At 71.5% G+C, this 15,280-nt stretch carries 10 protein-coding genes and 1 pseudogene; 5 read left to right on the top strand and 6 right to left on the bottom strand.

What is annotated here, in order from left to right:
* Positions 1–2 precede the first annotated feature (2 nt).
* The 4 genes from OV079_RS29065 to OV079_RS29050 all read right to left on the bottom strand — a co-directional run bounded on the left by OV079_RS29065 (position 3) and on the right by OV079_RS29050 (position 4,735).
* Complete coding sequence (locus OV079_RS29065) at positions 3–749, bottom strand: hypothetical protein (RefSeq protein WP_267772209.1); 747 nt, start codon at positions 747–749, stop codon at positions 3–5.
* A gap of 84 nt (positions 750–833) precedes the next feature.
* Positions 834–1,793 (bottom strand): polysaccharide lyase family 7 protein, encoded by a 960-nt coding sequence (locus tag OV079_RS29060; RefSeq protein WP_267772208.1) that lies wholly within the window; start codon positions 1,791–1,793, stop codon positions 834–836.
* A gap of 36 nt (positions 1,794–1,829) precedes the next feature.
* Positions 1,830–3,077, bottom strand: coding sequence for a hypothetical protein (locus OV079_RS29055; RefSeq protein WP_267772207.1), 1,248 nt, complete (start codon positions 3,075–3,077; stop codon positions 1,830–1,832).
* Between the two features lie 605 nt (positions 3,078–3,682).
* Positions 3,683–4,735 carry a hypothetical protein gene (locus OV079_RS29050; protein WP_267772206.1) on the bottom strand — a complete coding sequence of 351 codons (1,053 nt, stop codon included), beginning with the start codon at positions 4,733–4,735 and terminating at the stop codon, positions 3,683–3,685.
* A 720-nt stretch (positions 4,736–5,455) separates the two neighbouring features.
* Here OV079_RS29050 and OV079_RS29045 point away from each other — a divergent pair.
* On the top strand, positions 5,456–8,224 hold the full coding sequence (locus OV079_RS29045) for a protein kinase domain-containing protein (protein ID WP_267772205.1): 2,769 nt from the start codon (positions 5,456–5,458) through the stop codon (positions 8,222–8,224).
* 46 nt (positions 8,225–8,270) lie between these two features.
* Here the strand turns inward: OV079_RS29045 and OV079_RS54520 are convergent.
* Positions 8,271–10,249, bottom strand: a pseudogene (locus tag OV079_RS54520) (protein-L-isoaspartate(D-aspartate) O-methyltransferase).
* Positions 10,250–10,605: 356 nt separating this feature from the next.
* On the opposite strand from OV079_RS54520, the gene OV079_RS29030 reads away from it, so the two are divergent.
* The 3 genes from OV079_RS29030 (at position 10,606) to OV079_RS29020 (ending at position 13,253) form a co-directional block, all read left to right on the top strand.
* Positions 10,606–11,151, top strand: coding sequence for a hypothetical protein (locus OV079_RS29030; protein WP_267772204.1), 546 nt, complete (start codon positions 10,606–10,608; stop codon positions 11,149–11,151).
* A complete protein-coding gene (locus tag OV079_RS29025; protein ID WP_267772203.1) occupies positions 11,148–11,834 on the top strand; it encodes a hypothetical protein in 687 nt (228 codons plus the stop codon). Before OV079_RS29030 ends, OV079_RS29025 begins: the two co-directional genes overlap by 4 nt.
* 360 nt (positions 11,835–12,194) lie before the next feature.
* Entirely contained in the window at positions 12,195–13,253 is a 1,059-nt protein-coding gene (locus OV079_RS29020) for a DUF4350 domain-containing protein (protein WP_267772202.1), read from the top strand.
* Positions 13,254–13,334: 81 nt separating this feature from the next.
* Here the strand turns inward: OV079_RS29020 and OV079_RS29015 are convergent, their stop codons facing one another.
* Positions 13,335–14,240 (bottom strand): ribulose phosphate epimerase, encoded by a 906-nt coding sequence (locus OV079_RS29015; protein WP_267772201.1) that lies wholly within the window; start codon positions 14,238–14,240, stop codon positions 13,335–13,337.
* A gap of 359 nt (positions 14,241–14,599) precedes the next feature.
* Here OV079_RS29015 and OV079_RS29010 point away from each other — a divergent pair, with 359 nt between their 5' ends.
* Positions 14,600–15,271: a hypothetical protein gene (locus OV079_RS29010; RefSeq protein ID WP_267772200.1), complete on the top strand. Its 672-nt coding sequence runs from the start codon at positions 14,600–14,602 to the stop codon at positions 15,269–15,271.
* Positions 15,272–15,280: the final 9 nt, after the last annotated feature.

Below are 15,280 nucleotides of genomic sequence, written 5' to 3'. Positions count from 1 at the left end.
GGTCAACGGAACACCCGGATCAGGTCGAGGCCGAACATGAGCCGCAGCTCGTGGCGGTGGCCGGTCGGGAGGTGGAGGTACTGGTGGGCGACCTCGAGCACGACGCCGAGGCGGCCCGTGTCGAGGACGAGGGAGGTGCGGACGCCGAGGGCGCGCTGGCGCTCGGCGACGCCGACGACGAAGGCGGGGACGACGGCGAGCGAGGCGTCGTCCTTGCCGAGGACGCCGAGGCCGAGGCCGGCGAGGAGGAGGTGCTCGCGGGTGACCTTGCCGGCGCCGAGGCTGTAGCCGAGCGCGGGGACGAGGGCGGCCTGGTTGCGGCCGCGGTGCAGGCCGGCGCCGGCGTACAGCAGGGCGTCGAGGGCGAAGTGGGCCCTGTCGCTGCGCTGGCCGGCGAGGCGGGCGCCGAGGCCGACGCCGATCCGGAAGCCGGGGACGAAGCGTGGCTTCGGCAGGCCGTAGTAGGGACGGTGGGGCGCCTCGGTGAGGGTGACCCGAGGGACAGGTCGCGGCTCGGGCAGGTCGACGCGCTGCGGCGGTGCGGGCGACGGATCGGTCGGCGAGGTCGAGAGGGCGACGGGCTGCGGTGCGGGCGACGGAGCGGTCGGCGCGGTCGAGAGGGCGACGGGCTGCGGTGCGGGCGACGGAGCGGCGGGCGCGGGCGAGGGGTCGACGGGCTGCAGCGGTGCGGGCGACAAACCGGTCGGCGCTGCCGAGAGGGCGACGGCGAGCAGGGGCGCCGAGAACATGCGGCGCGGAACCTAGCACGCGCGGTCCGAGAAGGCGACGAACGGGTCGGCGCGCTCGTGCATCAGGGCGGCCGCGAGCCTGATTCAGGTGTGCTCGACGCTCACGTCGTAGATCACGACCTCGCCGTAGGCCTCGCACGACTCGCCGGGGACCTGCTTGTCGCCCTGGCAGGACGACTGCACGTAGGCGCCGGCCTTGAAGTAGGCGCCGGAGAACGCCTGCGGGTGGCTGTAGATGAAGGTGTCGTCGTAGTAGCAATCGACGTGATCGTCGCTGACCTCGAAGGCGACGGTGAAGCGGTCGCCGAGCTGGTAGTCCTCGGTCAGGACGGGACCGTCGTCGCCGTCGAGGTCGATGAACAGCTTGCTGCCCTCGAGGCGGAAGACGATCACGTCGTCCTCGTCGTCGTGGATCTGGCCGACCACGATGTGGGGCTTCTCGACGGGGAGGTGGGTGATGGCCTGGTCGATGAAGAGCCGGTGGGTGCCCCGCGAGGACGACCACGCGGCCTCGTCGGCGCCCTGGTCGATCATCTCGCGCAGCTCGGAGCGCGGGTAGCCGGAGTTGTCGGTGGTGGTGCCGCCCGCGTGCGCGCGGAACACCACGCCGTCGCGCGCGTCGTTCAGGTGGAAGTACAGCGGGTCGGCGAAGGTCGCCAGCTCGGGTTGTTCGATCTCGTCGGGGCTGCCGGGATGATCGGTGTCGACCGGGAGCGTCAGCTTCCAGTTCGTCAGCTTTAAAATGTCGGCGGGCAGCATCGCCGGGTCGCCGGTGCTCGTGCCGCTCGCGTCGGTGGTGGTGCCGGTGGTGCTGGTGATGTCCGTGGTGTCGGTGGTGTCCGTGGAGGTGTTCGTGGGGTCGCCGGTCGTCGTGGGAGCGTCGGGGGTCGTCTGCTGGGGTCCGCTCGTGCTGCCGGTCGTGGGCTCGGTCGTGGTCTCTGTGCTCGTGGTCGCGGGCGCGCCGTCCGTCTCGCCGTCCTGGCCGCCGGGGCAGGCGGCGAGCAGGAGGAGCGCGAGCGAATGGGCATAGTTCGAGGTGGGCATCGGCCGAAGGTAGCCGGGGCGCGGGAGGTCCACCACTCATCTCGGTACGACCGTTGCGATTCGCGCGAGGACGCGCCGTGCGCAGGTGCAGCGGCGCGCCCTCACGAGGGGCAGTGCCAGGCGGAGGCTAGGAGCTGCTGCCGCTGCCCGGGAGGACGTGCTTGAGGACGAAGGCGCCGATGGGGCCGAAGTCGTCCCAGTTGCTCTGGGTGGCGCCGCAGCTGGGCATGCTGCTCCAGCCGGGGAGGTTGGCGTTGCCGCCGGGCGGGTCGTACAGGCGATGAGCGCCGGCGGGGAAGTCGGCGTCGGTGTAATAGCAAGTGGCGCCGAGGGAGTCGCCGAGCGAATCGACGTCGTCGTAGACGGACTCGAGGATGAACTTATAGCTGCCGACGATCGGGGACGGGGGAGATAGGCGCTGGTGGTCTGGTCGAACCACGGCGGGTTGTGCCGCAGGTCCTTGAAATGGACGGGAGTGCCGAGGACGGTGCGGGATTCGCCGTCGTAGAAGGCGCGGTAGGCGTTGGCGACGGCGTTGTAGTTGTCGAGGCCGTAGCTGCGCTCGCCGGGGTTGTTGGCGTCGAGGTAGGAGTTGGGGGTGATGCCCAGGAACTCCTGCGGCTTGGAGAAGGCGTGGCCCTGGCAGGCGATCACCGAGGTGGAGGGGATCTCGAGGTTGACCGGGCCGAGCCCGAAGCCGTCCTCGAGCCAGGCGGCGTCGCCGTCGAACTTGAGCTCGGAGTACTGGAGGATGAGCGCCTCGCTGCTCTCGTCGTCGGAGGCGGGGCAGATCGAGTGGTAGATGCCGCTCCACGGGCTCAGGCCGGTCGTGGGCGGGAGGCCCGACGGGCTGCCCACCGACGGGAAGTCGCTCGACGGCGGCGTCGCCTTGGCGGCGATGGTGTACTTCCACGCGTCGAAGCCCGGCGCGGGGGAGCTCGTCGTGACGTCTTTGATCCACAGCGGAATGATTTCCTCCGTCGGTGGACTTACCGAGTAATCGTAGATCGACACGGCGAAGAACGCCTGTCGCCCCTCGTCGATGGCTTCCGCGGTGTTGGTCGCGGAATCGTAGGCGTACAGCCGGCCCTCCGCCGTCGGTACCAGGAAATCGAAGGTCATCCAGCTGTAGTCGGCCCTTTGGAAGGTCCCCTGGTTCCACTGCGAATAGGCGGAGACGCCGACGACCGGCATGTCCGCCGAGGAGTTCCGCTTGGTTCGGATGTTGGAGAACGGGAAGTCACCGACGAACGGCGAGTTGGTGGTGCATCCGGGGGGAGGCACTCGCGGAAGGCGACGGCGTCGTCGGTCCAGCCGCCGACGTCGTCCGCCGCGAGGCCGTCATCACAAGCGGCGCCGGCCACGGCTGCGAGGGAGAAATTCAGGGTAAGGAAGGTATGGGTCGAGGAGCGCATGAAGGTCGTCTCTTCTCTGGGTTCCAGTTCGGCCACGGACGGGCGAGGCCATGGTGGCGATGTGGTTTATGTGGGCAGTGCGACTTGGTCCAGACCATTTGTGCCCGGCCACCAAGCTTTCTGTCACTCGACCGCTCGCGGGCGAGACAGTCGCGGTGGCGCGCTCGGCCTTCACGCGATGGCCGTCTCCGTGTGCAGAAGAAATCACCGCGCGGCGTGAGCCGTCGCGCGGCGGAGTCGGACTCGGTTCGGACGAGACGCGTGTCGCGGCGCCGCAGACAAGATCGAACTCACAGGATAGGCGGCACGGACGGACGAGGAGCTGGGTCATCGCTCCCTGACGACGCGAGATCGCGTCTCGCGCGATCGGTGCCGGGGAGCGAGCGAAGGACGGACCTCAGGGGATGTTCTTGAGGACGAAGGCGCCGACGGGGCCGAAGTCGTCCCAGCTGCTCTGAGTGGCGCCGCAGCTGGTCATGCTGCTCCAGCCGGGGAGGTTGACGTTGCCGGCGGGCGGGTTGTAGAGGCGGTGGGCGCCGCTCGGGGAGTTGACGTCGGTGTAATAGCACTTGCGCCGAGCGGGTTGCCGACTGAATCGACGTCCTTGTAGACGGACTCGAGGACGAACCGCCAGGAGCCGACGGCGGGCGGCAACGAGGGGAGATAGGCGCTGGTGGTCTGGTCGAACCACGGGGTGCTGTGGGCGAAGTCCTTGAAGAACACGGGCGTGCCGAGCTCGGTCCGCGGCTCGCCGGCGTAGAAGGCCCGGTAGGCGTTGGCGAGGGCGTTGTAGTTGGCGAGGCCGTAGCGCCGCGCGGCGTAGTGCGCCGTGCTGTCGTACAGATTGGGGGCGACGCCCAGAAGCTCCTGCGGCTTGGAGAAGGCGTGCCCCTGGCAGGCGATCACCGCGTGGGACGAGACCTCGGCGTTCTCCGGGCCCCACCCGTAGCCGTTCTCGAGCCAGGCGGCGTCGCCGTCGAACACGAGCTTGGCGGACTGGAGGATGAGCGCCTCGCCGCTCTCCTCGTCGGAGACGGGGCAGATCGAATAGTACGTGCCGCCCCAGGGGGTCAGCGGCGGGGTGGAGCTCGGGCTGCCCAACGACGGGAAGTCGACCGCCGGCGGCGCCGCCTTGGTGCCGATCGTGTACTTCCACGCGGTAAAGCTCGGCGTGGGGTAGGCCGTCGTGACGTCCTTGATCCACATCTGATAGGTCTTCGTCGTCGTGGGGTTGACGGAAGAATCGGTGATCGTGACCGCAAAGAACGCCTGCTGCCCCTGGTCGATGAACTCTCGCGTATTGGTGGCCGAGTTGTACGCGTAGAGGCGGCCCTCCTCCGTCGGGACCAGGAAGTCGAAGGTCATCCAGGTGTTGTCGGCGCGCTGGAAGTTCCCCGCGCCCCAGGACGCGGAGGCCAGGACACCGTCGACCGGGGTGCTGGCCGGGGAAATCTGCTTGGTGCGGATGTTGGAGAACGGGTAGTCGCCGACGAACGGCGAGTTGGTGGTGCATCCGGGGGGAGGCACTCGCGGAAGGCGACCGGGTCGTCCGCCCAACCGCCGCCGTTGTCTGCCGCGAGGCCGTCGTCGCAGGCGCCGGCGGCGGCCGCGAGGGAGATGTTCAGGGCGAGGAGGGCTTTCGTCGAGGAGCGCATAAGGGTCGTTCTCGTCTCGGAAGTCAGGGCTCCGGGTCGGTCCGGAGCTCACGGTGGTTTGGTGTTTATGTGGGTAGTATCGATTGGTCCAGATCCATTTCGGCCGGATCCGAGTCTCTCTCGCACCTGGGCGGCTTCGCCACGAGCGAGTCGCGGGCCGCGCTCGGCCATCACCCGATGCGGCCCCCCCGTGAGGAAGGAGCATAGGCGGGCAATGTGAGCAATTCCGCCCCGTGGCACGGACCCGGTTCAGACATCACGCGGCGGCGTGGTATCCCGTATAAGATCGAGCCCACGCGATGGATGTCACGGATGGACGAAGGTCCGGCCAATAGCTCCTCGGGCGACGCGCAATGGATTCCCCCGCGGGATCACTGGCAGGTGAGCAGGCCGCCATGCCGCTCGACCTCGGGCCGTCTTCTCTCGCAGCGACCGCGCGCTCCGACGCGGCCGGGGTGACTCCCGCCTCCGGGCGGGTGGATGACTCCGATCGCGACCGGGCGACGCCGATGGCGGTGCCGCCTCCCGATGCAGGCGACCCACTCGGCAAGCAGCTGGTGAAGCGGGCGCTGTTCCCCGCCGCGCGCAGCCGGTGCGGCTCGGGCGGTTCAACGTGCTGGGGCTCGTCGGTCACGGCGGCATGGGGGTCGTGTACGCCTGCTACGACGACCAGCTCGACCGCAAGGTCGCCGTCAAGGTGTTGCACCGCGAGGTCGTCCGCGAGCAGGAGAACGCGCGGCGACGGCTGCTGCGCGAGGCCCAGGCGATGGCCCGGCTGTCGCACCCCAACATCGTCACCGTCCACGAGGTCGGACAGGTCGACGACATGGTCTACGTGGCGATGGAGTTCGTCCGCGGCCAGACGCTGGACGCGTGGGTCCAGAGGTCGCCGTCGTGGCGGCAGATCTTGGCCGCGTTCGTGCAGGCGGGCCGCGGCCTCGAGGCGGCGCACCGGGCCGGGCTCGTGCATCGCGACTTCAAGCCGCAGAACGCGATGATCGGCGAGGACGGACAGGTCAAGGTCCTCGACTTCGGCCTCGCCCGCCTGCACGACGACGACCTGGGTGAAGAGCTGCCGAGCGGGGCGCAGGCGAGCCTGGAGGGCGCGCTGCTGCTGCGGCCACTGACGCGCACGGGTGTCATCCTCGGGACTCCGGGTTATATGTCGCCGGAGCAGCACCTGGGGCTGCGCGCGAGCGCCGAGAGCGATCAGTTCAGCTTTTGCGTCTCGCTGTACCAGAGCCTGTACGGCGATTGGCCGTTCTCCACCGAATCGTTCCAGGCGCTGCGCGAGGACGTGGTGCGGGGCCGCGTCACGCCACCGCCGGCCGGCAGCCCGGTGCCGGCGCGGGTGTTCAAGGCGCTGCGGCGCGGCCTGATGGCCGATCCGAGGGCACGCTTCGCGTCGATGACGGAGCTGCTGGCGGAGCTCGAGCGCGAGCCCGGGGCGCTCTACCGCCGCGTCGCTGCGCTGGCCGCGACCGCCGTGCTCGCCGGCGCGGGCGGAGTGATCGCTACCGTGGGGAGCCCCGGCGTCGCGCAGTGCCCGGACGCGCGCCCGGAGCTCGCGGGCGTGTGGGACGGCGAGCGCGCGGCGGAGGTCGGCGCCGCGGTGCGGACGAAGGCGCCGGCGCGGGCAGAGGAGATCTTGGCCGCCATCGAGCCGCAGCTCGAGCGTTACGCGACCACCTGGGTGCAGCTGCGGAACGACGCCTGTCGTGCGCACGCCGAAGGGCGGCAGACGGCGCACTTGTTCGATCTGCAGACCTCGTGCCTCGACCAGCGACGGGCCGCCCTCGACGCGACCGTCGACGCCTTCGCGCTCGCCGAAGCGACCAACCTCGACGACCTGGTCCAGACGGTCGGCGGGCTGCCGCCGCTGGTTGCCTGTGCCGACACCGGGGCGCTGACCGCCGCGATCCCGCCGCCCACGGATTCACTGGTGCGGGCGCGGGTCCAGCAGCACCGCGAGACGCTCGCGCGCGCCGAGGTCCACGAGCACACGGGGCAGACCCGCCTCGGGTTGCAGCTGGTCGAGAGCGTGTTCGCCGACGCGGAGGCGACGAAGTACGAGCCGCTGCTCGCCGAGGCCCATCTGCGCAAGGGGAGCCTCCAGGTCCGCGACGGGGCTGCGGCCGCGGCGCTGCGGTCGTTCGACGAGGCGCTGGCGACGGCGATCGGGTCGGGTCACGCGGGCGTGGCGGCGCTGACGAGCTCGCGGCGCGGACACCTCCTGGCCTATCAATTGGCGCGACCCGACCAGGCCCGGGACGAGCTGCGATTGATCGCGGCGCTGAACCGAAGGGTGGCGGAGGACGTCGAGATCTACGGCGAATTCCTCAACGTCGCCGGGGCCATTCATGCCCAGGCCGGGAACTGGACCACCGCCGGGGCGAGGTGGGAGGAGGCCGTCGCGCTGCGCGAGGCGCATGGCCGGCTGGCGACGCCGCTGGGCATCGGCATCTTGTTCAATCTCGGCGCGCAGCTGCTGATCGTCGGGCACTACGAGGCGGCGGCGGAGAGGTTTCGCCGGGTGCTCGAGCTCTCGGAGCGATTGTCCGGCCCGAATCACCCCGACCGCACGATGTACGAGAGCACGCTCGCCTACGCGTTGACGGGCCTCGGCCGGACCCGTGAGGCGCTGGCGCGGATGCGCGAGCTGGAGGCTCGCGTCGGCGAGGGGGAGAACAAGGTCACGCGATTGACTGTCTTGCTCGGGCTCGGCCAGGCGGAGCTCGCCCTGAGCGACGGCCGCGCGGCGCTGCAGCACTTCCTTGCCGCGCAGCGGACGAGCCCCGAGAGCTTTTCGAGCCGCGAGTGGGCCGTGTTGATGCGCGCGGCGGCGGTGGCGGGGGACGTCCCGGCGATGGAGAAGGCGCGCGACCAGGCGCTCGCCGGGATCGACGAGCACACGGACCTCCGCGGTCTGACGTATTACGAGGTCTTCTCCGGGCACGGGCAAGCGCTCGCGTCGCTCGGCCGGCTGCGCGAGGCTCTGGTGCCGCTCGAGCAGGCGCGGTCGGTGCTGGTCGAGTCGGACGATCCGGTCCACGTCGCGCGCCGGGGGCGGCTCTCGCTCGAGCTGGGCCGGCTGCGCGGGCAGCTCGGCGAGCACGAGGTCGCCGAGAGCGAGCTGCGGGCGGCGCTCGCGGACTTCGAGGCGGTGCTGTCGCCGCAGAACCTCGAGCTCGCCGACGCCATGCTCGCTCTCGGCGAACTCGCGCTCGCTCGCGGTCGGCTCGACGAGGCCGCGCAGTGGGCGAGCCGGGCGGAGTCGATCTACGCCACGACCGCCGAGCCCGAGCACGCCCCGTGGCTGCAGGCCCGGGCCTTGCTCGCGCGGGCGCGGGTCGCGGAGTGAGGGTGGTCGGTATGATCATATGTCCAAGCGGACATATGATCATATGTCACAGGCCGAAGGGGTAGGTCTCGGGCAGCTCGGGGCTCGGGCGGCGCGGGGCCTGGAGCGGCTCGACGGCGTGGGTCTCGTCGAACCACACGTACTCGTCGAACTGCAGCGGGAGGCTGGCGTGGAAGTAGTGGCTCATGCGCTCGGAGTCGGGGCGGTAGATCACGCCGATGGCCCGCTCGAGCCGCGGCTGCATCAGCTCGTCGCGGAGCTCGGGCCGCCGCGGGGTGCGGAGGGGCAGGAGGAACGCGGGCACCCGGGCGTCGTGGCACAGCCGCTCGTAGCTGCCGGGCAGGGACGGGCGCACGCGCATGCGCTGCATCGGGCCGCCCCAGTCGGAGGCGGCGGCGACGGTGCCGTGGTCGGTGCCGAAGCCGACGGCGTAGACCGCGTCGCCGAACTGCTCGCGGCACGCTGGCCGACGTTGAGCTCGCCGCGGACGCTCATCTCGGTGGCCTCGGCGTTGCCGAGGTGCGAGTTGTGCTCCCAGACGATGCCGCGGGCGTCGGGCCCGTGGTAGCCGAGGAGGGCCTGCAAGGTGTGGAACATGTGGGTGTCGCGCAGGTTCCACGAGGCGGCGGAGCCGTAGTACATGGCGCGGTAGTAGCGTTCGGCGTTGGTCACGACGTGGGCGTTCTGGGCGGCGTCGAAGAAGGCCTCGCCGTCCTGGCCGGCGTAGTCGAGGCGCCGCTCGAGCATGTCGCGGAGCATGGCCACCACCGCCGCCTCCGAGCTGGCGTAGCGGCCGACGAGCACGGCCTGGCCGTAGGCGGCAGGGTCCTGCTGCCACGGGGTCAGCATGCCGTAGCGGGCGCGGGCCACCCGGGCGGCGTCGGGGTCGACCTCGTCGAGGTAGGCGAGCACGTGGGCGATCGACGTGAACATGCTGTAGAGGTCGAGCCCGTAGAAGCCGGCCCGCCGCGCGCGCTCGGGGCGGCCGAGGTTGTGCGCGCGCAGCCACTCGACGAACTCGCTGACCTCCTCGTTGCGCCACATCCAGGTCGGGAAGCGCGAGAAGGGGGCGAACTCGACGCGCGAGCGCGGCGCGTCGGTGACGTAGCGGTGGATCCGCATGGCGTCGGGCCAGTCGGCCTCGACCGCGACGAAGTCGAAGCCGCAGCGCTCGATGAGCGCCCGCGACAGCCGCGCGCGCAGGCGATAGAACTCGCTGGTGCCGTGCGTGGCCTCGCCCAGGAGCACCAGGCGGGCGTCGCCGATGCGCTCGATCAGGGCGTCGAGGGCGTGGTCGTCGAGGTCGCGCAGCGGCTCGCCGCACTCGCGGATCAGCATGGGCACCGCGCGGTCGTCCTCCCGCGCCGGCGCGCGCACGAGGCCGCTCTCGTCGGGCCAGCCCTGCTCGCCGATGAGCGGCACGAAGCGCACCGGGCCGAGCGAGTCCTCGCGCAGGCGGCCGTCGGCGTCCCGGGTGATGCGCACGAGCGTCTGCGAGTCCGCGCCCGCGCCCACCGGCATGACCAGTCGACCGCCGGGGGCGAGCTGATCGAGCAGCGCCTGCGGGACGGCGGGGCCGCCGGCGGCCACGGCGATCGCGTCGTACGGGGCGTGCTCGCGCCACCCGAGAGTGCCGTCGCCGCAGCGGACGTGGACGTTGGTGAAGCCGAGCCGTGCGAGGCGCTTGCTCGCGTCGTCGGCGAGCGACTCGAGCCGCTCGACGGTGAAGACCTCGCCGGCGAGGTGGCTGGCGACCGCGGCCGCGTAGCCGGAGCCGGTGCCGACCTCGAGCACGCGCTCGTCACCGCGCAGCGCGAGCGCCTCCAGAGTCAGGGCGACGATGAACGGCTGGGAGATGGTCTGTCCGCCGCCGATCGGCAGCGGGGCGTCCTCGTGCGCGAGGTCGGCGAGCTCCTCCGGGACGAACTCGGCGCGGGGGACGCTGCGAAAGGCCTCGAGCACGCGTTCGTCGGTGATGCCCCGGCCGGCCAGCTGCAGATCGATCCACTCGTCGCGGGTGTCCATGACACCGCGAACATACCCGCGGTCGCGCAGCGGTCGAGCGCACCGAGCCGTGGTGGCAGATCGATCTGCCTGCGGCGACCAGGCTCGGCCGATCGAGGCGGCGAAGGATCGCCGGCGAGCGACGCATCGACGGGAGTCGTCGGCGACCTCGTGCAGGGATGAATGGCCACACGGGCGGGCGACATCGGCCAGGAGCAAGCGCGCGGCGTGGCTCTGGCGCAGCGCACGCGGAGGCGCGGGGCGGCGCGGGGCCGGGAATGATTCGCCGTCGCGCGCGCGAAGGCGGCGCGACGGCCCGCCTGAGGTTGCAAGCATCGCCGGTCTGCGTGCATCGACATGAGAGCGAGGGACGAGCGGTGAGCGGACCCGACAGACAGGAGGCGGCGGTCGAGCTGATGCTGCAATTCGCGGCGCGCACGGGGCTCACGTCGGACCGGCCGCCGCGGCGCTATTTGTGGACCGACGCGTTCGCGGTCTGCAACCTGCTCGGGCTGGCCCAGGCGTGGGGCTCGGCGCCGCTCTACGACGTCGCGGTGAGGCTGGTCGACCAGGTCCATCACGTGCTCGGGCGCCACCGACCGGACGACCCACGGGCGGGGCGGTGGATCAGCGGCCTGTCCCCCGAGGCAGGTGAAGCCCACCCGACGCGCGGGGGGCTGCGGATCGGCAAGCCGCTGCCCGAGCGCGGGCCCGACGAGCCGTTCGACCCGGACCTCGAGTGGGAGCGCGACGGGCAGTACTATCATTACCTGACGAAGTGGATGCACGCGCTCGATCGGCTGTCCCGCGTCACCGGCGACCGCGTCGGCAACGGGCTGGCGCGCGAGCTGGCGGCGGCGGCCCACGCCGGCTTCACGTACGCGCCGCGGCCCGGGCGCGCAAGCGGATGCACTGGAAGATGAGCATCGACCTCAGTCGTCCGCTCGTGCCTTCGATGGGCCACCACGACCCGCTCGACGGGCTCGTCACGTATCTGCAGCTCCGCGACGGGCGCGGCGAGGCGGCCGAAGGCCCCGACCTCGCGACCGAAGTCGCAGAGATGACCGCGATCGCCGAGCACCGCGACTGGGCCACCGACGATCCGCTGGGGCTCGGCGGGCTCATGAGCGACGCGTATCGCCTCGACCAATTGATGCGCCGCGGCGCCGGCGGCGAGGCGCTGCTGGCCCCGGTGCTCGCGGCCGCCAGCGCCGGCGCGTCCGCGTATTTGCGCCCGGGGCCACTGGAGCAGCCGGCGAACCGCCGCCTGGCGTTCCGCGAGCTGGGTCTGGCGATCGGCCTCCACGCGATCGAGCGGCTCGCGGCCGCGGTGCGCCGCGAGCCGGGCCCCTACGCGGCGATGCCGGCGGCCCGCCGCGATGTCGAGCGGCTGGCGACGTTCTTGCCATGGGTCGAGGTGATCGAGTCGTTCTGGTCGCAGGCGGAGCACCGCCGCAGCCAGACCTGGCTGGCTCATCGCGACATCAACGAGGTCATGCTGGCGACCAGCCTGGCGCCCGAGGGGTACCTGTCGCTCGCGGAGGCGGCGGCGAACGAGCCGGGCTCGGCGCCGTTGCGCGCGACCGGGACGGGCTCGCGCGGCTGAGCCGGAGCCGGCGATGATGCACGCGCCGTCCGGATCGCAGGCCAGGGGCGTGAACCTCGTCCGGTGGCGCGGGGCGTCGAAGAAGGCCGCGGTGCCGCGGCGTAGAACGGGTACGGATCGGCCATCTGCGCGGAGTCGAAGGGTCCGTGGGGCGCGAGCGCGGCGGGGTCGATGAGCTCCGATTCAGCGTCGGCGAAGGTCTTCCATCGTCAGGCTGGCGCGCGGTCGCGGAGCGGGAGAGTCGGTGCCGACCCGGTGATTCTCGTCCGACTGCCGACAATCGCGACGGTCTGCGGCCGGAGGTCGGGCACTCTGCGCCCCGGGCTTGATGTCCGCGGCCGTCTGGGTTAGACGCCCCTCATGCGAATGCGCGCGACCTCGCGGACTCTGGCGCTCCTCACGTCGACCACGGTCCTGCTGTCCGTGGCGGAGGCGCAGGCCGCCGACCGCGGTGCGTTCATCTGGGACGGCGATTACTGGGGCTTCGACTACGAGGCGTTCGAGCAGGGCCTGGCCTCGGGCGGGGCGAGCCCGGTCGAGCGCGCGCTGGCGCTGCCGGCCGACCTGTCGCCGTACAACCTCGTGATCGTCGTGCTGCCCGCGACTGCGCCGGGCCCGGCGGAGGCCAGCGCGCTGGTCGAGTTCGTCGACCGCGGCGGTGCGCTCGTGCTGGTGTCCGACTACGACGGCTACTCGCCCGAGCCGTCCGGGGTGTTCAACGCGCTCCTGCCGGAGCTCGGCGTCGAGGCCCGCTTCACCACCGGCGGGTCGTACGGCTGCTCCGACGCGGCGATCTTCCACCCGCACCCGCTGACGACGGGGCTCACGGTGTTCCACTCGTCCGCGCCCGACCACGTGATCCCGGGGCCGGCGACGCAGGTGGTGGTGGAGACGCCGGACAACGAGCCGTTCCTCGGCGTCGAGCGCAACGTGATCCTGCTCGCCGACTCGAACCCGATCAACACCGCGATCTGCTCGCCGGAGCTGACGAACATCCCGTTCTTCGCCAACCTGCCGGCGTTCGCCTGCGACGTCGACGGCGACGGCGTCAGCAACGCGTCGTGCGACGGCGACGACCCGGACGACCTCGATCCCGCGGTCACCGAGCCCGGTCAGGACACGACCGGCAGCGAGAGCACCGGCAGCGAGACGGGCGACGCGACGAGCGGCGACGCGACCGGCGGTGACACGACAGGAGACGATCCGACCGGCGCCGATCCGACCGGCGGCGCCGGCTCGACCACCGCGGCGACGGGCGGCGAGCCGGGCGGAGGCTCCGACACGACCTCGGCCGGCGGCGCGACCACCTCGAGCTCGACCGACGACGAGGGCGGCTGCGGCTGCCGCAGCGACGGCGACGGCCGCTCCGCGGCCTGGCTGATGCTGCTCGGCCTGGTGCTGCGGCGCCGCCGACAGTGAGGCGCGCCGAGCGGCCCGCGCGGGCCCGCATGTCTCACGGAGCATGTTCCATGAGACATGCGATGATTCACCCGCGGTCGCTCAGCCCGGGATCACGCAGATCCCGACGTCGGCGAAGGCCGGCGGGGGCTCGCCGCCGACGCCCTCGTAGAACGACACGCACTCGGCGCCCTGGCCGGTGCACTGCGGATCGGAGATGTCGCAGAACGAGAGGCAGCAGGCGCTGATGTCCTGATCGCACTCGAGCGCCGACTCCGAGCCCCAGCACAGGAGGCCCGGGTCGCACACGTTGCTGAACTGGCACGGGTCGAACTCCTGGCCCTCTTCGAACGAGTACTCGGCCAGGCACACGAACCGCTGGCCGTTGCTGGCCCAGTCGGGCAAGCAGCCCTGGCCGGTCGGGCAGTCCTGCAGCAGCGGGTCGCAGCCCTGCAGGCACACGTGCGCGATGCCGGGGATCCAGAACACGCAGATGTCGGCCGAGCCCGGGCAGTCGTAGGCGTCCTCGTTGCCGGTGCACAGGGCCACACATTGGCCGGTGTTGTCGGCGTGGTTGATGTTCCAGCAGGCCAGGCCGTAGTCACAGTCGTCGACGCCGCTCCACCAGCCGTCCTCGACCTTGCAGGGGTCGCCGACCTTGCCGGGGTTCTCGACGACCGGGGTACACTTGTTGCCGGTGAACGCGGGCTCGCCCTCGGGCGCGAAGGCCATGCACTTGTAGCCGTCCGGGCAGTCCTGCTGCCACGGATCGCACATCGACGCCTCGCCGTCGGTCACGCTGCTCGTCGGGTCGTCGACCGTGGTGCTGCCGGTCGTCCCGCTGGAGGTCGGGCCGAGGGTGGTGGATTCGCTGGTCGAGGTCGAGGTCGAGGTCGACGTGTCGTCCGTCGTCGTCGGGGTCCCGGTGGCTTTTGAATCAGAGTCGGAGCAACCGCCGAGCAGCGCGGCGCAGAACAGGGTGATGAATCGGGCGGACTTATGCATCATTTTCTCCGAGGTATGGGCAAGTCATTGCGGACGACGAGCTCGAACCAGTCATCGACAGGCGCGCAGCGTAGCAAGCCCGCGCCGCTCCGCTCGTCGCTGCCTCGCAACCGGGCTCACACCGGCAGCCACCGAACATGGCCGGTCGCGGTCGGTCCCGTCTCGAGGAAGCGCGCGTCCTGGAGTCGGCGTCACGCCATAGAAGTGCACCTCGCGGGCAGAACGATCTCGCCCTCGTGAAAGTTCGCGAACGAACACGCTCGGGGCGCTGATATCCTCCGGCCTCGCCCCATGTCGTGGACCCCCCATAACACCGCTCCGATCGCCCAATTTGCCGCCGCGCCGCGCTCCCCGCGCTGCGGGTGTTCGCCGGCAAGCCGCACGCGCTGGCGTTCCTCGCCGACGGCTCGCTCGTCGTCGGCTCGAGCCAGGGCATCACCCTGCACGACCCCGCGGCCCCCTCCCCGCCGCGCGCGACCGTCGAGGGCATCGGCGGGGTCGAATGGATGGTGGCCCACCCCGACGGCGAATCGGTGGTGGCGGCGGTCCGCGAGCCGCGAGGGCGCGCCCTCGTGCGCGTGTGGCCGGGGTCGGGGCGCGTGGTCTCATTGGTGCCAGCGCCGATCGCCGGCTACCAGTTCTGCGGCGCGCTCGCACCCGACGGCGCGCGCGTGTACTGGCGCCGCAGCGGTCCGCCACCCGTGCTCTATACCGTCGACGCGCGGACGGGGGCGGTGCTCCGCGAGCTCGAGCTGCCGCAGGAGGCGAACCGCGCCGGCGCGCTGGCGGTCCGCCGCGACGGCGCGGTGTACATGCAGGGCGACAAGATGCTCGTGGTCCACCCCGACGGCCGGGTCGAGCCGCGCGCCGACAGCCCGTTCTTCATCGCGCCCGAGCCGTTGTTCGTGGCCGACGACGGCGGCCTGGTCGGCACCCGCGGGGAGCGCGTCGGCTTCAAGGACGGGGCGTTCGTCCACGCCCGCGAGCTGGGCTCGGCCAGGAGCGGGACCTCTCGCACGACCGCAGCCGGCTGACGTTTCACG

Source organism: Nannocystis pusilla (assembly GCF_026626665.1).
GTDB classification, from domain to species: domain Bacteria; phylum Myxococcota_A; class Polyangia; order Nannocystales; family Nannocystaceae; genus Nannocystis; species Nannocystis pusilla.
This window is presented reverse-complemented; position numbering and strand designations above follow the sequence as displayed.

What these genes read in the sequence shown, in the direction of transcription:
- OV079_RS29020 (WP_267772202.1), top strand. Translation starts at nt 12,195, where the DNA reads ATGCGAATGCGCGCGACCTCGCGGACTCTGGCGCTCCTCACGTCGACC.
- OV079_RS29060 (WP_267772208.1), bottom strand. Translation starts at nt 1,793, where the DNA reads ATGCCCACCTCGAACTATGCCCATTCGCTCGCGCTCCTCCTGCTCGCC.
- OV079_RS29025 (WP_267772203.1), top strand. Translation starts at nt 11,148, where the DNA reads ATGAGCATCGACCTCAGTCGTCCGCTCGTGCCTTCGATGGGCCACCAC.
- OV079_RS29015 (WP_267772201.1), bottom strand. Translation starts at nt 14,240, where the DNA reads ATGATGCATAAGTCCGCCCGATTCATCACCCTGTTCTGCGCCGCGCTG.
- OV079_RS29065 (WP_267772209.1), bottom strand. Translation starts at nt 749, where the DNA reads ATGTTCTCGGCGCCCCTGCTCGCCGTCGCCCTCTCGGCAGCGCCGACC.